The sequence below is a fragment of the Streptococcus sp. HMSC064D12 genome, assembly GCF_001837205.1.
GTDB classification, from domain to species: Bacteria; Bacillota; Bacilli; order Lactobacillales; family Streptococcaceae; genus Streptococcus; species Streptococcus salivarius_D.
Genome location: NZ_KV831722.1, coordinates 39,324 through 59,641 on the forward strand (window position 1 = coordinate 39,324; position 20,318 = coordinate 59,641).

Genomic DNA, 20,318 nt, shown 5'->3' on the forward strand with positions numbered 1-20,318 from the left:
TTTTTATTGGAGGAGGTTTCTTATAAACATGATTAAGAAACGTAACTTTAAAAGTATTGTAGCTACTGGAGTAATTGCTTTGGCTTCTGCAACACTTCTTGCTGCTTGTGGTTCAAAATCAACCTCAAGTAAAGATGAAATTAACTGGTACACACCTACTGAAATATTGACACTTGATGTTTCTAAAAATACAGACCACTATTCGGCCTTGGCGATTGGGAATTCAGAAAGCAACTTGCTCCGTGTTGATAAAAATGGTAAGTTGCAACCTGATTTGGCTGAAAAGGTTGATGTGTCGGCCGATGGTTTGACTTATACAGCTACTCTTAGAGATGACTTGAAGTATTCAGATGGTACTAAACTTACTGCTGAGGACTTTGTCTATACTTGGCAACGTATGGTTGATCCTGCTACAGCTTCTGAATATGCTTACCTCGCTTCAGATTCTCACCTTGTTAATGCTGCAGATATTATTGCTGGTAAGAAGAGTGTTGAAGAGTTGGGTGTTAAGGCTGAGGGTAATAAAGTTATCTTTACCTTGTCAAATCCTTCTCCACAATTTAAGAGTCTTTTGTCATTCTCAAATTTTGTTCCGCAACATAAGGAATTTGTAGAAAAGACTGGAAAACAATATGGAACGAAGTCTGATAAACAAATTTATTCTGGACCTTTTAAAGTTGAAAATTGGAATGGTACAAGTGGTAGCTTTAAACTTGTCAAAAATGACAATTATTGGGATGCTAAGCACGTCAAAACAAAGACAATCAATATTCAAACGGTTAAGAAACCTGATACAGCCGTTCAAATGTATAAACAAGGTCAACTTGACTTTGCAAGCATTTCAAGTACGTCAGCAATTTTTAATTCTAATAAAAAGAATAAAGATGTTGTTACAGTTCCAGAAGCAACAACAAGTTATATGACCTATAATGAAACTGGCAAAGTTAAAGGTCTAGATAATCTTAAAATCCGTCAAGCCCTCAACCTTGCTACTGATCGTAAAGGTATTGTCGAAGCTGCGGTTGATACAGGTTCAGTTCCAGCAACTAGTCTTGTACCTACTGGATTGGAAAAATTACCTGATGGTACTGATTTATCTAAATATGTAGCACCTGGCTATAGCTATAACAAGGAAGAAGCAGCTAAGCTCTTTAAAGAAGGTCTTGCTGAAGCTGGTTTAAGTGACTTGAAATTGACAATTACAGCAGATTCAGATTCCCCTGTTTCTAAAGCTGCAGTTGATTATATTAAGGAAACTTGGGAAAAAGCTCTTCCTGGTTTGACTGTTGAAGAAAAATTTGTGACATTCAAACAACGTCTTGAAGATACCAAGAATCAAAACTTTGATGTTGCTCTTGTCTCTTGGGGTGGTGACTATCCAGAAGGATCAACATTCTATGGCTTGTTCACTTCAAATTCAGCTTATAACTATGGTAAGGCAAATAGCTCTACATATGATGCAGCCTATGAAAAAGCACTTTCAACTGATGCATTAGATCCAACAGCTGCTGCAAATGATTATAAAACTGCTGAAAAAGCACTTTATGATGAAGCAATGTATAATCCGATTTACTTCCGATTTACAAAAGGTTTGCAAAATCCTTCAATCAAAGGACTTGTACGTAACTCAACTGGTCTTGATGTTGACTTCACCTATGCTTATAAAGATAAATAGTTGCTATCATTATAATGACAGAGTAAAGTAGAACATTCATCAGCTACTGTATGTACGTTTATCACAAAATGAACTAAGAAGCTGGCGGCTTTAGTCCCAGCTTCTTTCGTTGTTAGATAAAGGAAATTTTATGACGAAATATTTATTGAAAAGGATAGCTATATTGCTAGTTACCTTATGGGTGGTTGTCACTCTATCTTTCTTCCTAATGCAAGTTATGCCGGGGTCACCATTCAATAATCCCAAATTAACGAATGATATGATTGCGGTTATGAATAAGCAATATGGGTTAGATAAGCCTGTATGGCAACAGTATTTGCAATATCTTTGGAATGTACTGCACGGTGATTTAGGAACAAGCTATCAGTCTGCTAATCAGCCTGTTAGCATGATGATTAGTCAGCGTTTGGCAGTTTCAGCGCAACTGGGTATTCAAGCCCTTGTTGTTGGGGTGTTGGCTGGTCTTTTTGTAGGAGCAGTGTCAGCGCGTAATAAAAATAATTGGATTGATAATATCTTGAGCGTGCTATCAACACTCGGTATTTCAGTACCTTCATTTATTATTGGTCTTTTGCTTTTGGATTATCTCGGATTTAAGTGGGGAGTTCTTCCTTTATCTGGGTGGGGTTCATTTAGCCAAACTATTTTACCTACTTTAGCTCTTGCTATTCCAGTATTTGCTCAAGTTACACGTTTTTTCCGTAGTGAAATGATTGAAACTATGAATACTGATTTTATTCAACTAGCTAGGGCCAAGGGCTTAACAGCTCGTCAAATTAGTAATAGACATGCTTATCGCAATTCAATGATTCCTGTTCTTACCTTAATCGGTCCAATGGCAGCTAATATCCTAACAGGTTCAGCACTCATAGAGCAGATTTTCTCAATTCCTGGGATTGGCCAACAGTTTGTTACCTCTATTCCAACAAAAGATTATCCTGTCATTATGGGAACCACTATTGTTTATGCCGTTATGCTTATGGTAGCTATCCTATTGACAGATATCATTACTAGTTTTGTGGATCCACGTGTCCGTCTGAAGTAAGGAGAGTATCATGGAAGAAAAACAACTATTCAAACTTGTTGGTGCTGGAAATACTGAATCACAAGAAAAAATTGAAAAACCGACTCTCTCTTTTACGCAAGATGCTTGGAGACGTCTGAAAAAAAATAAATTGGCGACCATATCACTTTGGTTTTTAGCGATTCTGTTGGTCTTTTCAATTGGATCAAATTTCTTTGTTAAAGCCAAGGATGCTAATAGTTTTAATGGTGATGAAGTTAAGACATATCGTAATTTACCCCCAAAAATATCAGATAGTTTACCATTCTGGAATGGTAGTATCGTGTTTTCAGGCAATACGGAACCTAATGATGTGTATTCTGACCAATCTGTTCCAAAAGGTGATAAATTTATTTTAGGAACTGATAATCTAGGACGTAGCTTAGCGAAACGTGTGATTGTTGGTATACGTATCTCTCTCTTGATTGCCATTGTTGCGACCTTGATTGATTTGATTATTGGAGTGACCTATGGTCTGGTGTCAGGGTTCTTGGGTGGGAAAATTGACCTCTTCATGCAACGTGTTATTGAGGTCATCTCATCTATCCCTAATTTGGTCATAGTAACTATGTTAGGACTTCTCTTGGGTAATGGTGTAATGTCAATCATTATATCCATTGCCATTGTCGGATGGACATCTATGGCACGTCAAGTACGCAATTTAACTTTATCTTATCGAGAACGTGAATTTGTTTTAGCCTCACGCGCTTTGGGTGAAAACAAATTTAAGATAGCTTTTAAACATGTTTTACCAAATATCTCAGGTATCATTATTGTTCAAATTATGATGACAGTTCCAAGTGCTATTATGTATGAAGCAGTTCTGTCAGCTATCAATTTGGGGGTTAAGCCACCAACAGCTTCTTTAGGTTCGTTGATTACAGATGCGTCTGAAAATCTCCAATACTACCCTTATCAGGTGGTTATTCCTGCTTTGGCTCTTGTTTTTATCTCTCTTGCCTTCATTCTTTTAGGGGACGGCTTGCGTGATGCATTTGACCCTAAATCTAACAAAGAAAACTAATAGGAGCGTAATAATGACGAAAGAAACGATTTTAAGTGTAAAAAATCTCCATGTTAATTTTCATACTTACGCTGGAGAAGTAAAAGCGATTCGTGATGTTAATTTTGACTTAAAAAAAGGTGAAACATTAGCGATTGTTGGTGAGTCTGGTTCAGGAAAATCTGTAACGACAAGGACACTAATGGGGCTATCAGATAAAAATGCTGAGGTAATTGGAGAAATTACCTTTAAGGGACGCAATATGCAAACCTTGAAGGAGCAAGATTGGGTTGAAGTTCGTGGAAATGATATTGCTATGATTTTTCAGGATCCTATGACCAGCCTTGACCCTACTATGAAAATTGGACACCAAATTGCTGAGCCTATCATGCTTCATGCCAAGGTATCTCAGAAGGAAGCCTTAGAAATGGCTTTACAATTAATGAAAGATGTTGGTATACCTAATGCTGAAGAACATATAAATGATTATCCTCATCAATGGTCAGGAGGAATGCGTCAAAGAGCAGTAATTGCCATTGCTCTAGCGGCAGATCCTGAAATTTTGATTGCTGATGAGCCTACGACAGCCTTAGATGTAACGATTCAAGCACAAATTCTTCATCTTATGAAAAAAATTCAAGAAGAGCGTAATTCATCTATTATTTTTATTACTCATGACTTGGGCGTTGTCGCTGGTATGGCTGATCGTGTAGCGGTAATGTATGCCGGTAAAATTGTGGAATATGGTACTGTGGATGAGGTTTTCTACAATCCGAAACACCCATACACGTGGGGGCTTCTTAACTCAATGCCTACAACAGAAACAGAATCTGGTAGTCTAGAAGCTATTCCAGGAACTCCCCCAGACTTACTTTATCCTCCTAAAGGAGATGCCTTTGCTGCTCGAAATGCCTTTGCTTTAGATATTGATTATCAGGAAGAACCGCCAATGTTTAAAGTATCAGATACGCATTTTGCAGCAACATGGCTCTTAGATGAACGAGCTCCTAAAGTAACCCCTCCTTCACCAATATTGAAACGATGGGAAAAATGGTCAAAGATGAAGGAGAAATAAGATGACACAAGAACGTAAGAAGTTAGTAGAATTAAAAAATGTGTCTCTAACTTTTAATAAAGGAAAATCAAACGAAGTTAAGGCCATTGATGACGTTAGCTTTGATATCTATGAGGGCGAAATTTTCGGCCTAGTTGGAGAATCTGGTTCAGGTAAAACGACCATTGGGCGTTCTATTCTAAAGCTTTATGATATTGATTCGGGTACTGTTACCTTTGCTGGTAATGATATATCAAGTTTAAAAGGGAAAGACCTTCATGATTTCCGTAAGACAGCTCAGATGATTTTTCAAGATCCTCAAGCTAGTCTTAATGGACGAATGAAGATTCGTGATATTATTGCTGAGGGGATTGATATTCATAAATTGGCTAAATCCAAGGAAGAACGTGAAGCCAAGGTTAAAGAACTTATTAATTTGGTGGGATTAAATGAAGATCACTTATCAAGATATCCTCATGAATTTTCTGGTGGTCAGCGTCAAAGAATTGGTATTGCGCGTGCTTTAGCGGTCAATCCTCATTTTATTGTAGCAGACGAACCTATCTCTGCTTTAGATGTTTCTATTCAAGCACAAGTAGTTAATTTGATGCAAAAGTTACAACACGAACAGGGGTTAACTTATTTGTTTATTGCACATGACTTGTCAATGGTTAAATATATATCCGATCGTATTGGTGTAATGCATTGGGGTAAACTTCTTGAGGTAGGACCAGCAGATGAGATTTACCATAATCCGATCCATCCTTATACAAAGAGTTTATTGTCTGCCATTCCAGAACCAGACCCAGAAAGAGAGCGTAAACGTCAACATTTGATTTATGATTCCTCTATTGAAAATGATGGGGAAAAGAGACAAATGTATGAAATCCGACCAGGACATTTTGTTTATGCTACAGAAGCAGAGGCTAAAAATTATAAAGAAGAAGCCTAAATTAGACTGTAAAAAGGTGGTGATTTTTAGTCACCTCCTTTTTATTTGTTAGAGCAAGAAAGCGTTTACAACACATATTTAAAAAGATATAATAGATTTGAATAGCAAGTAATGGAGGGGACTAATATGGGAGTGTATAACAGTGACTGGCTACTCAATCAAATTCGAGGGACAGCTAATGTGGTCAGTAAGGCTTTTAAATTTGAGACTCTGGATATTGATTTAGGTCAGGTGGAGGACGAGAAAGGTCACACGATTGATGGCAATGACTACATTGACGACTTGTTAATCCATGAACAGTATGATCAGGCAACTACCTTCATTCATAGTCAACTCAAGCGTTTGACGACTAATGACTATAATCTCCTTGTCAGCGTCTATATTGAGTATTTGGAGAATTTGCCACCTGTAATAAGGCAAAAACACCATTTTGATGATAGAAAAATAGCAAGTTTGAGGGAAAAACTATCCGAATTTTCATGGTAATTTGATAGAGAGTGTGGAAGCGAAACGCCGAGCGTTTACGATTTTTCCACCCTCTTTTTTGTGTTATAATAGAATCACTATGGATAAATTAATTAAAACAATTTCAGAATCAGGTTCTTTCCGTGCTTACGTTCTTGATAGCACGGAAACTGTTAGAACCGCACAAGAAAAACACAATACTCTATCATCATCGACAGTTGCCTTGGGGCGTACTCTTATTGCCAACCAAATCTTGGCTGCTAACCAAAAAGGTGAAAGCAAAATTACGGTTAAGGTTATCGGAAACAGCTCTTTTGGTCATATCATCTCTGTAGCCGATACCAAAGGACATGTTAAGGGCTACATCCAAAATCCTGGTGTGGACATCAAGAAAACAGCGACTGGTGAAGTTTTGGTGGGGCCTTTTATGGGGCAAGGGCAGTTTGTCTCAATCATCGATTATGGAACTGGTAATCCTTACACGTCATCAACACCACTTATTTCTGGTGAAATTGGTGAAGACTTTGCCTACTATTTGACAGAATCTGAGCAAACGCCATCTGCTGTTGGTCTTAATGTACTTCTTGACGAAGAGGACAAGGTTAAGGTTGCTGGTGGTTTCATGCTTCAGGTTTTACCAGGAGCTAGCGAAGAAGAAATCGCTCGTTACGAAAAACGCATCCAAGAGATGCCAGCCATTTCAACGCTTTTGGAGTCTGATGACCATATCGAAGCTCTCTTGAATGCCATTTATGGGGATGAACCTTTCAAACGTTTGTCTGAAGAGGAGCTTAGCTTTGAGTGTGATTGCTCACTTGAACGTTTTGAAAATACCCTCTTGACGCTTGGTAAGGATGAACTTCAAGCCATGAAAGACGAGGATCATGGGGCTGAAATCGTCTGCCAATTCTGCCAAACCAAGTATGAGTTTTCAGAAGCTGACTTGGAGGAACTCATCAATGACTAAACTTAATTCGTCCTTCATGATTGGAAATGTGGAGATTCCTCATCGTACAGTACTAGCTCCTATGGCAGGTGTGACCAACTCGGCCTTCCGTACCATTGCCAAGGAATTTGGTGCAGGTCTCGTGGTTATGGAGATGATCTCTGAAAAAGGGCTCCTCTATAACAATGAGAAAACCCTTCATATGCTTCATATCGATGAGAATGAGCATCCAATGTCTATCCAGCTTTTCGGTGGTGATGCTGAGGGCTTGAAGCGTGCAGCCGACTTTATCCAGACCAATACCAAGGCTGATATTGTTGATATCAACATGGGTTGTCCAGTCAATAAGGTCGTTAAAAATGAAGCGGGTGCCAAGTGGCTCAAGGATCCAGACAAGATTTACCACATCGTCAAGGAAGTAACATCAGTACTTGATATTCCTTTGACTGTTAAGATGCGTACAGGTTGGTCAGACAGTGACTTGGCTGTAGAAAATGCCCTTGCAGCTGAGTCTGCAGGTGTTTCTGCCCTTGCTATGCACGGCCGTACTCGTGAGCAAATGTACACAGGTCACTGTGATCATGAGACTTTGGCCCGTGTTGCTAAGGCTATCACTAAGATTCCATTTATCGGAAATGGTGATGTTCGTAGCGTTCAAGATGCTAAACTTATGATTGAGGAACTTGGTGTAGATGCTGTTATGGTGGGTCGTGCAGCTATGAACAATCCTTACATTTTCACGCAAATCAACCACTTCTTCGAAACAGGAGAGGAGTTGCCAGAGCTTCCATTTGATAAGAAATTGGACATCGCTGAAGACCACCTCAAACGTTTGGTAGACCTTAAAGGTGAGAAGATTGCCGTCCGTGAATTCCGTGGTCTTGCGCCACACTATCTTCGTGGAACAGCGGGAGCAGCCAAGGTTCGTGGCGAAGTCTCACGTGCCGAGTCTGTGGCTCAGGTCGAAGAAATCTTTGCAACTTTGCGATAAATCTATATCTGATGAAAACTTAACCAGCTTGGTTAGGTTTTTATTTTACCTTTATTCTTCCTTGATAGTGATGATAGCCCATCACCAATCTTTTTCTTGCTCCACCCTTGCAAAACCTCTGTGTTTTCGATATAATTAACTGGTTAAGTAAATGGAGAAAGCAATGCTAGAACTAGAAGAACAAGTAAATCAATTGATTAACCAAATCTTGCTTAAGGCTGAAAATCAGCATGAGCTCCTCATTGGTCAGTGCCGTAGTCAGGTTAAGTTGACCAATACCCAGGAGCATATTCTCATGCTTTTGTCTGAGGGACGTAAAACCAATTCTGAGTTGGCTAAGACCCTCAATGTCAGCCAAGCTGCTGTTACCAAGGCAGTTAAAACCTTGGTCAAAGAGGGCATGTTGGAGGCTAAGAAAGACAAGGATGATGGGCGCGTGACCTACTTTGTCTTGACACAAGAAGCTCAACCCATAGCCCAAGAGCATGAGGAACACCACCAAGAGACCTTGGGGGTTTATCGGTCTGTATTGGATCAGTTTGATAATCAAGAGCGTCAGGTGATTGGACGTTTCTTGACAACATTAGCAGAAAAAATCGAGGAATAAGATGCGCTATATTACAGTTGAAGGACTGAGCTTCCAGTATGATGCGGAGCCCGTTCTGGACAATATTCATTATCATTTGGATTCTGGGGAGTTTGTAACCCTAACTGGGGAGAATGGAGCTGCCAAGTCAACGCTTATTAAGGCTACCCTAGGAATTCTCAAGCCTAAGAAGGGAACTGTAACCATCTCTGAAACCAATAAAGATGGTAAAAAGCTTCGTATGGCCTATCTTCCCCAGCAAATTGCCAGCTTTAATGCAGGTTTTCCAAGCACGGTCTACGAGTTTGTGAAGTCTGGCCGTTATCCTCGTAAGGGCTGGTTCCGTCGTTTGACTAAGCACGACTTGGAGCACGTTCAACGTGCCCTTGAGTCTGTAGGTATGTGGGAAAATCGTCACAAGCAGATTGGACGTCTCTCAGGTGGGCAAAAGCAACGTGCCGTTATTGCTCGTATTTTTGCCTCAGATCCAGATATCTTTGTCTTGGATGAGCCAACGACGGGTATGGATGCAGGAACAGCCAATACTTTCTATGAACTCATGCACCACTCGGCTCACAAGCATGGCAAGTCTGTCTTGATGATTACCCACGACCCAGAGGAAGTCAAGGAGTACACAGACCGTAATATTCATCTGGTTCGTAACCAGAAATTGCCTTGGCGTTGTTTCAATGTCCATGAAAAGGATGGAGAGGAGCATAGACATGATTAGTGAATTATTAGCCTATGATTTTATGCAACGTGCTATTCTCGCGGTGATTGCTATCAGCATCTTTTCGCCAATTTTGGGGCTCTTCTTAATTCTTCGTCGTCAGAGTCTGATGAGTGATACCTTGAGTCACGTGTCCCTAGCTGGGGTGGCTGTAGGGATTTTCTTGGGACAATCAACCACTTGGATGACCCTTGTGGTTGTGGTTATTGCCGCTTTGGTTTTGGAATATCTCAGGGTCAGTTACAAGCATTATATGGAGATTTCGACGGCTATCCTTATGTCAATGGGATTGGCAGTGGCTCTTATTCTTAGTAACAAGGCGGGTAGCAGTAGCATGAGTCTGGATAGCTATCTTTTTGGTTCTATCATCACGATTAGCGCTGAGCAGGTGCGTGCCCTCTTTGTTATTGCGGCCATTGTACTGGTCTTGACCCTACTCTTTATTCGTCCTATGTATCTTTTGACCTTTGACGAGGATACCGCTCATGTGGATGGCTTGCCAGTTCGTCTCATGTCCCTCCTCTTCAATATTGTGACAGGGATAGCGATTGCCCTGATGATTCCAGCAGCAGGATCACTTTTGGTTTCTACCATCATGATTCTTCCTGCAGCTATTGGTATGAAAATAGGTCAAACCTTTAAATCTGTCATTTTCTGGGCTATTGGTATTGGTTTGGTTGGCATGCTTTCTGGTATCTTTATTTCCTATTATTGGGAAACACCAGCTAGTGCAACCATTACCCTTATCTTCATCGCCTTCTTTGGCCTGGTATCCATCTTTGAACCTCTCTTAAAAGCAGAATAAATAATAGAAGAAAAGGGCTTGAGAAATCAAGCTCTTTTTGTGATATACTAAAGTGGTTTTTGAGAGAAGTTAAAATAAGAATGGTAGATTTCTAGGCAGAAAAAATGATTAGTTTTTTCTGGTGTCTACTATTATTTGTAACAGTAACAAAAAAGGAGAAAACATGGAAATCTTTTTAACGAGTATATCGGGCATCCTAGTCATCTTGGGTATGATTTTAGTGGGATTCGTTATGGGCGAAAAAGGCTGGTTTGACGACAAGTCACGTGGTCTTATAGCTAAGCTAGTCACTCAAATTGCCCTGCCTTGTTACATGCTCTATACGATCACACAGCGTTTCACAGCGACAGACCTGCTCAAGATGTTACCAGAATTGCGTTTTCCTGCACTGTCCATGGTGATTTTACTTGGGATTGCGACAGCGGTGGCTAGTATTTTTGCAGTGAAAAAGGAGCGTCGTGGTCTCTTTATCTCCATGTTTTTTAATTCAAACACCATTTTTGTGGGGCTCCCTATCAATCAAGCCCTCTTTGGCGATGCTAGTATTCCCTATGTTCTTATCTATTATATGTGCAATACGACCTTTTTCTGGACCTTGGGAACTTACCTTATTCAGCGAGATGGGGAAGGAGAGGCAGAATTTGATTTAAAAACAAGTCTGAAAAAGATCTTCTCACCCCCTCTAATGGGTTTCATGTTAGGTCTTATTATTGTTATCCTTCATATTAAATTACCAACTTTTTTAGCCAGTGACTTGAAGTATTTGGGTAGTTTGACGACTCCTTTATCTATGATTTTCATCGGTTTGTCAGTGTCAAATGCAGGTGTGAAGCAGTTGGTTCTTAAAAAGGACCAGGTATTGATTTTGTTGGGACGCTTTGTAGTTGCCCCTCTCTTGATGGCTGCCATTGTTTACTGGGCACCTCTCCCAACTTTGATGAAACAAGTTTTTATCATCCAGTCTGCCATGCCTGTCATGACCAATGCTCCAGTAGTTGCTAAACTCTATGGAGCTGATAGTGATTACGCAGCTGTTATGGTTACTGAGACTACCCTTGCAACCATGATTGTTATCCCAATTTTGATGGTTCTTATGGCTTAAAAATAATCAAGTAACCCCTGTTTTTCTGGGGGTTTTTAAATTTGTAAAAAAATTCAAAAAAAGTTTACGAAAACGCTTTACAAATCGTAAAAAGATGCTATAATAATTACATAAGTTATGCAAGCGTTTGCATCGAAACGTAGGAGGAAATGAAATGAATAAGCTAAAAGAAAAATTTGGCTTTGAGTTCTGGCAAAAATTCGGTAAAGCCCTCATGGTTGTTATCGCAGTTATGCCAGCAGCAGGTCTCATGATCTCACTCGGTAAAACAGTTGCCATGATTAATCCAAACGTGGCACCACTCGTTATTACTGGTGGATTTCTTGAGCAGATTGGTTGGGGGGTTATTGGTAACCTTCACATCTTGTTCGCCCTTGCCATTGGTGGTAGCTGGGCTAAGGAACGTGCAGGCGGTGCCTTTGCGGCAGGTCTTGCCTTTATCTTGATTAACCGTTTGACTGGTTCAATCTTTGGTGTTACTTCAGATATTCTTGCTGATAAGGCTGCTACAGTCCACACCATTTTTGGTCAATCAATCAAGGTATCTGATTACTTCATCAGTGTTATGGAAGCTCCAGCCCTCAACATGGGTGTGTTCGTAGGTATCATCTCTGGTTTCATCGGAGCTACTGCCTTCAACAAATACTATAACTTCCGTAAATTGCCAGAAGCTTTGTCATTCTTCAATGGTAAACGCTTCGTACCATTCGTAGTTATTCTTCGTTCAGCTATCGCAGCTATCGTCCTTGCTATCGTATGGCCAGTTATCCAATCAGGAATCAACGGCTTCGGTATGTGGATTGCCAACTCAAAAGAAACTGCTCCAATCTTGGCACCGTTCTTGTTCGGTACTTTGGAACGTCTTCTCTTGCCATTTGGTCTCCACCACATGTTGACTATCCCAATTAACTACACTCAATTGGGTGGTACTTACCACGTATTGACTGGTGCCGCTAAAGGTACTGAAGTATTGGGTCAAGACCCACTCTGGCTTGCCTGGGTTACTGACCTTGCAAACCTTAAAGGTGCACACCCAGAACAATACAAACACCTTCTTGAATCTGTTACACCAGCCCGCTTTAAAGTTGGTCAAATGATTGGTTCATTTGGTATCTTGATGGGTATGGTGGTAGCTATCTACCGTAACGTTGATGATGATAAGAAACATCAATACAAAGGGATGTTGACTGCAACTGCACTTGCAACATTCTTGACAGGGGTAACAGAGCCAATCGAGTACATGTTCATGTTCGTGGCTACTCCACTTTACATCATTTATGCTTTGGTGCAAGGATGTGCCTTTGCCATGGCTGATATCGTTCACCTTCGTGTTCACTCATTCGGTTCTATCGAGTTCTTGACACGTACACCACTTGCTATTAACGCTGGTTTGGCGATGGATATCGTTAACTTCATTTGGGTAACTGTACTCTTTGGTGTTATCATGTTCTTCATCGCAAACTTCATGATTAAGAAATTTGACTACGCTACACCAGGACGTAACGGTAACTATGAGCAAGGTGAAGATTCTTCATCAGAATCTGCTGGATCAGCAAGTGCTGGAACAAGCTCAGCAAGCTCACAAGTTATCAACATCATCAACCTTCTTGGTGGACGTGCTAACATCGTCGATGTTGACGCATGTATGACTCGTCTCCGTGTTACTGTTAAAGACGCTGAAAAAGTCGGAACTGAAGAACAATGGAAAGCTGAAGGAGCTATGGGTCTTGTCATGAAAGGACAAGGGGTTCAAGCTATCTATGGTCCTAAAGCAGACGTATTGAAATCTGATATCCAAGACGTTCTTGATTCAGGTGAAGTTATTCCTGAAACACTTCCAAGTCAAATGACTGCTGTTCAAAAAGCAGAAGCTAACTTCAAAGGTGTGACTGATGAAGTGCATTCAGTTGCTGATGGTCAAGTTATCAACATCGAAGATGTTAAAGACCCAGTATTCTCACAAAAAATGATGGGTGACGGCTTCGCTGTAGAACCAGAAAACGGTAAAATCGTTTCACCAGTAGCTGGTAAAGTGACAAGCATCTTCCCAACTAAACACGCTCTTGGTTTGGTAACAGACAATGGTCTTGAAGTTTTGGTTCACATCGGACTTGACACTGTTAGTCTTGAAGGTAAACCATTCGACGTTAAAGTTACTGAAGGTCAAACAGTTGCTGCAGGTGATCTCTTGGTTGAAGCAAACCTTGATGCTATCCGTGAAGCAGGTCGTGAAACATCTACAGTTGTTGTCTTTACAAATGCAGATGCAATCAAATCAGTTAAAGTAGAACATACAGGTAAATTGGCTGCTAACGCTCCAGTTGCAAAAGTAGAACTTTAATTTGCTAAACGATAAACAAGCAGACAGCCCTTGGGCTGTTTTGTTTGTAAATGACCCTATGTCATTTCTAGATGCAAGTCAGAAGAGGGATAAACTTATGAAATTTCTAACTTTAAATACTCACAGTTGGATGGAAGAAGATGCAGAAGGAAAATTCCAAACCTTAAAGGAACAGATCCTAAAGGCTCAGTATGATATTATTTGCTTCCAGGAAGTTAACCAAGAAATAGAGACTTCTGTTGTGGACACGGATGCTTACTATCATGCACTTCCATCAGCAACACCAATCCACCAAGATCACTTTGTCCGTCTTCTTGTGGAAAAGTTAGCTGAAGAAGGGCTTCAATACCATTGGACTTGGGCCTATAATCACATTGGTTATGATCACCTTAATGAGGGGGTTGCCGTCTTGTCACGTCAACCATTGACAGCTAGCGAAATCTTGGTTTCAGATGTTGATGATCCAACTGACTACCATACACGCCGTGTAGCAGTTGCTGAAACTACTGTAGATGGCCGAGAAGTTGCTGTTGCTAGTGTTCACCTTTCATGGTGGGACAAAGGTTTCCAAGAAGAGTGGGCACGTATTGAGGAACGTTTCAAAGCTATTGGGAAACCGCTCATCCTAGCAGGTGACTTTAACAACCCAGCAGGTCGCGAAGGGCATCAAGCCATTTTGGCTAGCTCACTCAATCTTCAAGATAGTTTTGAAGTAGCTAAAGAAACAACTGGTAGCTATACAGTTGGACCAGGTATCGATGGTTGGAAGGGCAATGAAGAGCCTTTACGTATCGATTATGTCTTTGCTAGCCAAGATTGGACAGTAGAGCGCCTTAGCGTGATTTTTGATGGCAACAATCAACCTTTGGTAAGCGACCACTACGGTCTTGAAGCAGAATTAACATTTAAGTAGAAACTGTATCCTATTATGACCTAATAAGGGTAAAAAACATTGTCAAAAGACAAATAAAAGAGTAAACTAGAAGCTATAATTGAATTTTTATAAGGAGAGACTAATGGCTCATATTACATTTGATTATTCAAAAGTTTTGGATAAATTTGTAGCACCACACGAAGTGGACAACCTTCAAGCACAAGTAACAGTAGCAGACGAAATGATTCGCAAAGGAACTGGCCCAGGGGCAGACTTCCTTGGATGGCGTGACCTTCCAGAAAACTACGATCGTGAAGAATTTGATCGTATCTTGAAAGCTGCTGAAAAAATCAAAGAAGAAAGCGATGTTTTGGTTGTTATCGGTATCGGTGGTTCTTACCTTGGTGCCAAAGCAGCCATTGACTTCTTGAATCATCACTTTGCTAACCTTCAAACAAAAGAAGAACGCAAAGCTCCACAAATTGTTTACGCTGGTAACTCAATTTCATCAACTTATCTTGCAGACTTGCTTGAGTATGTTGAAGATAAAGACTTCTCAGTTAACGTTATCTCTAAATCAGGTACAACAACTGAACCAGCTATCGCTTTCCGTGTTTTCAAGGAACTCCTTGTTAAGAAATACGGTCAAGAGGAAGCAAACAAACGTATCTACGCAACAACTGACCGCCAAAAAGGTGCAGTTAAAGTTGAAGCAGATGCTAATGGTTGGGAAACTTTCGTTGTTCCAGATGACATCGGTGGACGTTTCTCAGTATTGACAGCTGTAGGTCTCTTGCCAATTGCAGCTTCAGGTGCTGATATCAAAGCCCTTATGGAAGGTGCTAACGCTGCACGTAAAGAGTATTCTTCATCTAAAATCTCTGAAAACGAAGCTTACCAATACGCTGCACTTCGTAACATCCTTTACCGTAAAGGTTACACAACTGAAATCTTGGCTAACTACGAACCATCACTTCAATACTTCTCAGAATGGTGGAAACAATTGGCTGGTGAATCTGAAGGTAAAGACCAAAGAGGTATCTACCCAACATCAGCAAACTTCTCAACAGACTTGCACTCTCTTGGACAATTTATCCAAGAAGGTACACGTAACCTCTTTGAGACAGTTGTTCGTGTGGAAAAACCACGTAAGAACGTGATTATCCCTGAATTGGAAGAAGATCTTGATGGACTTGGTTACCTCCAAGGTAAAGATGTTGACTTTGTTAACAAAAAAGCAACAGACGGTGTTCTTCTTGCTCACACAGATGGTGATGTGCCAAACATGTTCATCACTCTTCCTGAACAAGATGCCTTTACATTGGGTTACATCATCTACTTCTTTGAAATTGCTATCGCCCTTTCAGGTTACTTGAATGCTATCAACCCATTCGACCAACCAGGTGTAGAAGCATACAAGAAAAACATGTTCGCTCTTCTTGGTAAACCAGGATTTGAAGAACTTGGAGCAGAACTTAACGCTCGCTTGTAATTCTCAGATAAGATCAGCTTTGGCTGGTCTTTTTTTATTCATTTGTAGGCTAAAACTCTCCATTAATGATTTCTTGTAGGTTAATTTACGAATTTTTATTTTAAATATTTTGGACTGGCTAGTTGGGTTTTGTGGCTCTTTAATTTAGAAATGATTGTTGTTATAATTAGTTCAAGCATAGGAGGATGAATCATGATTGGACCTGTGGAAATGGGTGCTTTGTTGAAAAAAATTCGTTTATCAAAGAATTTGACATTGAAAGAGCTTGCTAGTGATTATTTATCAGTATCTTTCCTATCAAAATTTGAACGTGGAGAATCTGATATCTCATTATCTAGATTTTTTCTTTTGTTAGATAAATTGGATGTCAGTATTGAAGAGTTCTATGGTATTTTATCTCAAGATAATCCAACTCATACTGAAAAGTTATTAGAAAGTGCTAGTAAGGCTTATTATCAAAACGATAGTTTATCGTTACAGAAGTACGCTGGAGAAGAGCGTCGTAAATTTGAGGTTACACAAGACAAATCATTTCTCTATAACAGTATTATGCTAGAATCTTTTTTGGCAAGTGTTTCAAATAAAGAGGTTGATGAAAATAAGGTAAGGGAATTAACAGACTATCTTTTTAGCATTGAACAATGGGGAAAAAGAGAGTTAATCATATTAGGAAATAGTATGTCGTTTATTTCCACCCAGACACTTAATGTTTTGACCAAGGAGATTGTGTATAAAACTAGACTTTTTGGAAATAGCGACTCAAATCAAAGAATCCGAATTAGTCTTCTTATTAATGCAGCTTATGAATTTTTACGACGTGATGAACTAGATTCAGCGAAATACTATTTAGATTTAGTCAATGATAGTGGAATTCCTGAGGTCCTCTTATATGAAAGACATGAGTTGATATTTGTGATGGGGTCTTACTTGATAAAGTCGGGCGAAGTTGCTGAAGGGAGAAATCTAATTGAGGGGTGCTTAGAAACTCTTAGGACTTTAGGTGCGGAAAAGTTATTGCTTGCTAAGGAATCAGAGTATCAAGAGTTGTTAAATTCCACTATATGACAATTTTATAGAGTGAGTTAAAAAATAGAATAAACTAAGACCATAGTATGACATCACTATGGTTTTTAATTTTCAATGGATATATGGTATTCCAATGTCTTCAATTTATCCAACTGATTATATACCAAGGTGATTTAGATTGTGAGGAAATCTATGAGAACCTATATTCTTAAATACAAGTATGACAATTTAGTTCATATCTTACTGTTAGCACTGAATGCTGCTATTTTTGTAAGTGCCTCGGTAACCTTAGCTTTAATGACGAATCAGCTGGTATCGAAGCGAATCCAATCTTTTTTAGCTCTATTAGGTCTAGAGGTGGGGCTTTACGTTATTTATTTAGTTTTGAATTACATTATTGCTGTACATCAAACAAAATTAATCCAAAAAATGACTTTGTCTATTCGTCAGTCTTATCTTAGTAAAATTATTCACCATTCTTTTAGTGAATTCAGAAAGACTGATATTGGAGAGCATCTCTCAGTATTAAATAATGATATCCAATTGATTGAATCAAATGGCTTTACAAGTATTTATACCCTTTGTTCAACAGTATTCACAACTTTGTTTTCAATTATTGCCTTATTAAGTTATGATGTAAGAATTGTTCTGTTAGCCATTTTTTTAACTTTATGTCTGACTTATCTTCCCAAACCATTTACCAATAAAATGCAGAAATCAATGGAGATATTTTCCAAAGCGAATGAGGAGCTTGTTTCTGGAATAAGCGATCAGTTATATGGATATGCGGATGTTTATTACGCTAGTCGTAAACAGATATTTCTTAGACAAGTGAGGTCCATTGTTGAGAAATATATTGTACAAAAAATTATTTTTACAAAAAGAAAGACTAGCACTGAGACACTGATGGCTTTATTTTCAGTTATCGCCCAGATGTTGATACTTCTTCTAACTGGTTTGTTAATTATTTTTGGAAATATTACTGTTGGAACCATTGCCTCGGTAGGACAGATATCAGGTAATATTTTTAACTCTCTATCCACTATTAATCAGCTGCAAGTGACCATTAAGTCTGTCGATCCTATCTTAAAAAAATTTCACGATTTTCCAGAGGGTCCAAAGACTTGCATAGCGACTATTCAGGATGTTCGTTTTGAGAATGTAAGTTATCATTTTGGAGATAAGGCTATTTTTGAGGGATTCACCCAAACCTTTAAAAAAGGAGGCAAGTATGCTATTACTGGATGCTCAGGTAGTGGGAAGTCAACCCTGCTTAATATATTCCTAGGCAATCTTAAAGATTACGAGGGAAAAATCTTGTTTGGAAAATTGGAGTCAAAAGAGATTGATGAGAACTCAATCGTGTCTGAATGTGCCTATGTTGGGAGTCAAACTCATATCTATAATGATACCTTGAGGAACAATTTAACCCTTTGGAATGAAGCTATTACTGATACACAAATCAAGAAAGTTCTTGAAAGAGTTAATCTTTTATCTTTCTTAAACCGTATAGATGAGCAAGTAAGCGACGGTAGCTTTTCGGAGGGTCAAAAACAAAGAATAGGCCTGATAAGAGCGTTTTTAAAAGGAAGTTCTGTTGTGATTTTTGATGAAGCAACTGCCAATCTTGACCATAATAACGCTACTCGTATTGAGCACCTATTATTAAGCAATCCCAATATCACTTATATCACGGTTACCCACCATCTTATAAAGGAAAATGAAGCATATTTTGATAAGATTATTCGTTTGGGAGAGGCCACTGAGTAAATGTTTCATATGATAAATGTTTAGGATTTATTTCAATTTTACTAACGGCAGTCAAAGTGCTATAATGTAAGGGATTGTGAATTTAGCAAGCTTTGCTATTTTCAAAAAAAGAAAAAACAAATCAGAGATACAAATCTCTTAGAAGAGGTGAATCCCATGGGACGTAAATGGGCTAATATCGTTGCTAAGAAAACTGCTAAAGATGGTGCAAACTCTAAGGTTTACGCTAAGTTTGGTGTCGAAATTTATGTGGCTGCTAAACAAGGTGAACCAGATCCAGAATCAAACTCAGCTTTGAAATTTGTTTTGGAGCGTGCTAAACAAGCGCAAGTGCCAAAACACGTTATTGATAAGGCCATTGATAAGGCTAAAGGTAACACTGATGAAACTTTCGTTGAAGGACGTTATGAAGGTTTTGGACCAAATGGTTCTATGATTATCGTAGATACTTTGACTTCAAACGTTAACCGTACAGCTGCTAACGTACGTACTGCCTTTGGTAAAAACGGTGGTAACATGGGTGCTTCAGGTTCTGTTTCATACATGTTTGATAAAAAAGGTGTTATCGTATTTGCAGGTGAAGATGCAGATGCTATCTTTGAACAATTGCTTGAAGCAGATGTAGAAGTTGAAGATGTGGAAGCAGAAGATGGTACTATCACTGTTTATACTGAGCCAACAGCTCTTCACAAAGCTTTGGAAGCTCTCCGTGCTAACGGACAAGAAGAGTTCCAAGTAACTGAACTTGAAATGATTCCACAAACTGAGGTTACTCTTGAAGGTGAAGACCTTGAAGTTTTCGAAGGACTTATTGATGCGCTTGAAGCAGACGATGATGTTCAAAAGGTATATCACAACGTAGCAGATATGTAATCTCATTCAGCACTTTCCGTCATAAGGAAAGTGTTTTTATGTGGTCTGTCTAAGGATTTGTCTTGCTTGTCCTGCCTTAATCTGATATAGTAGTAGCCAAGTGAATTATTGGAGGAATACGAAATATGAATATGATGCTAGTTTTGGCCATTTATGTGGTCGCAATTGTTGCTTATGTGGCTTTCAGCCGTCGTCGCCAAGCAAAGGCACAGGAAGATCGTTTTGCAGGTCTTGCTAAGGGTGCTGAGGTTGAAACAATCGGTGGTTTGATTGCTATTGTCGATGAGATTGACAAAGAAAATAACCGTATTGTTTTGGATGCAGAAGGTGTCTTCTTGACATTTGATTTGAGTCGTTCAATCATGAAAGTGATCACACCAGCACCAACTACAGAAACAACTAAAAAGACAATTATCGAAGAAGATTCAGCAATTGAGTCTGCTGATGAAAAGTAAGATATGTATTTGAGACTAGGTTAAATCCTGGTCTTTTTGCGTTTTCTAATCTTATCGGTATTAAAAGCTGTTCAGAACCCCTGAAAATGTGGTAAAATAAAGGGTAAACTATATT

General features: G+C 39.3%; 19 protein-coding genes. All 19 read left to right on the forward strand.

Annotated elements, in window-relative coordinates:
• The first annotated feature begins 28 nt into the window (after positions 1 to 28).
• On the forward strand, positions 29 to 1,675 hold the full coding sequence (locus HMPREF2697_RS01035; RefSeq protein WP_045769209.1) for a peptide ABC transporter substrate-binding protein: 1,647 nt from the start codon (positions 29 to 31) through the stop codon (positions 1,673 to 1,675).
• 130 nt (positions 1,676 to 1,805) lie between these two features.
• Positions 1,806 to 2,720: an ABC transporter permease gene (locus HMPREF2697_RS01040; protein ID WP_045001977.1), complete on the forward strand. Its 915-nt coding sequence runs from the start codon at positions 1,806 to 1,808 to the stop codon at positions 2,718 to 2,720.
• Positions 2,721 to 2,730: 10 nt separating this feature from the next.
• Positions 2,731 to 3,762 (forward strand): ABC transporter permease, encoded by a 1,032-nt coding sequence (locus HMPREF2697_RS01045; RefSeq protein WP_155213976.1) that lies wholly within the window; start codon positions 2,731 to 2,733, stop codon positions 3,760 to 3,762.
• Positions 3,763 to 3,775: 13 nt separating this feature from the next.
• Entirely contained in the window at positions 3,776 to 4,816 is a 1,041-nt protein-coding gene (locus tag HMPREF2697_RS01050) for an ABC transporter ATP-binding protein (RefSeq protein ID WP_014633662.1), read from the forward strand.
• A gap of 1 nt (position 4,817) precedes the next feature.
• Positions 4,818 to 5,747 (forward strand): ABC transporter ATP-binding protein, encoded by a 930-nt coding sequence (locus tag HMPREF2697_RS01055; RefSeq protein WP_045771698.1) that lies wholly within the window; start codon positions 4,818 to 4,820, stop codon positions 5,745 to 5,747.
• A gap of 126 nt (positions 5,748 to 5,873) precedes the next feature.
• Complete coding sequence (locus HMPREF2697_RS01060; protein WP_070849254.1) at positions 5,874 to 6,233, forward strand: hypothetical protein; 360 nt, start codon at positions 5,874 to 5,876, stop codon at positions 6,231 to 6,233.
• A 79-nt stretch (positions 6,234 to 6,312) separates the two neighbouring features.
• On the forward strand, positions 6,313 to 7,179 hold the full coding sequence (hslO, locus tag HMPREF2697_RS01065) for an Hsp33 family molecular chaperone HslO (RefSeq protein ID WP_045769213.1): 867 nt from the start codon (positions 6,313 to 6,315) through the stop codon (positions 7,177 to 7,179).
• A complete protein-coding gene (dusB, locus tag HMPREF2697_RS01070) occupies positions 7,172 to 8,149 on the forward strand; it encodes a tRNA dihydrouridine synthase DusB (protein ID WP_002883588.1) in 978 nt (325 codons plus the stop codon). The genes hslO and dusB overlap by 8 nt, the downstream gene beginning before the upstream one ends.
• 163 nt (positions 8,150 to 8,312) lie before the next feature.
• Positions 8,313 to 8,756, forward strand: coding sequence for a zinc-dependent MarR family transcriptional regulator (locus tag HMPREF2697_RS01075; protein ID WP_022496535.1), 444 nt, complete (start codon positions 8,313 to 8,315; stop codon positions 8,754 to 8,756).
• Position 8,757: 1 nt separating this feature from the next.
• A complete protein-coding gene (locus tag HMPREF2697_RS01080) occupies positions 8,758 to 9,465 on the forward strand; it encodes a metal ABC transporter ATP-binding protein (protein WP_014633656.1) in 708 nt (235 codons plus the stop codon).
• Positions 9,458 to 10,270, forward strand: a complete 813-nt coding sequence (locus HMPREF2697_RS01085) for a metal ABC transporter permease (protein WP_014633820.1) — start codon at positions 9,458 to 9,460, stop codon at positions 10,268 to 10,270. Before HMPREF2697_RS01080 ends, HMPREF2697_RS01085 begins: the two co-directional genes overlap by 8 nt.
• 163 nt (positions 10,271 to 10,433) lie before the next feature.
• Complete coding sequence (locus HMPREF2697_RS01090) at positions 10,434 to 11,372, forward strand: AEC family transporter (RefSeq protein ID WP_045001970.1); 939 nt, start codon at positions 10,434 to 10,436, stop codon at positions 11,370 to 11,372.
• A 154-nt stretch (positions 11,373 to 11,526) separates the two neighbouring features.
• On the forward strand, positions 11,527 to 13,713 hold the full coding sequence (locus HMPREF2697_RS01095) for a PTS transporter subunit IIBC (RefSeq protein WP_014633653.1): 2,187 nt from the start codon (positions 11,527 to 11,529) through the stop codon (positions 13,711 to 13,713).
• 97 nt (positions 13,714 to 13,810) lie between these two features.
• Positions 13,811 to 14,626 (forward strand): endonuclease/exonuclease/phosphatase family protein, encoded by an 816-nt coding sequence (locus HMPREF2697_RS01100; RefSeq protein ID WP_002886451.1) that lies wholly within the window; start codon positions 13,811 to 13,813, stop codon positions 14,624 to 14,626.
• 103 nt (positions 14,627 to 14,729) lie between these two features.
• On the forward strand, positions 14,730 to 16,079 hold the full coding sequence (locus HMPREF2697_RS01105) for a glucose-6-phosphate isomerase (RefSeq protein ID WP_002883580.1): 1,350 nt from the start codon (positions 14,730 to 14,732) through the stop codon (positions 16,077 to 16,079).
• A 192-nt stretch (positions 16,080 to 16,271) separates the two neighbouring features.
• On the forward strand, positions 16,272 to 17,144 hold the full coding sequence (locus HMPREF2697_RS01110) for a helix-turn-helix domain-containing protein (RefSeq protein ID WP_014633652.1): 873 nt from the start codon (positions 16,272 to 16,274) through the stop codon (positions 17,142 to 17,144).
• A 153-nt stretch (positions 17,145 to 17,297) separates the two neighbouring features.
• Complete coding sequence (locus HMPREF2697_RS01115; protein ID WP_014633651.1) at positions 17,298 to 18,875, forward strand: ATP-binding cassette domain-containing protein; 1,578 nt, start codon at positions 17,298 to 17,300, stop codon at positions 18,873 to 18,875.
• 156 nt (positions 18,876 to 19,031) lie between these two features.
• A complete protein-coding gene (locus HMPREF2697_RS01120; RefSeq protein ID WP_014633650.1) occupies positions 19,032 to 19,748 on the forward strand; it encodes a YebC/PmpR family DNA-binding transcriptional regulator in 717 nt (238 codons plus the stop codon).
• A 125-nt stretch (positions 19,749 to 19,873) separates the two neighbouring features.
• Positions 19,874 to 20,203 (forward strand): preprotein translocase subunit YajC, encoded by a 330-nt coding sequence (locus tag HMPREF2697_RS01125; RefSeq protein ID WP_014633649.1) that lies wholly within the window; start codon positions 19,874 to 19,876, stop codon positions 20,201 to 20,203.
• The last annotated feature ends 115 nt before the right edge of the window (positions 20,204 to 20,318 follow it).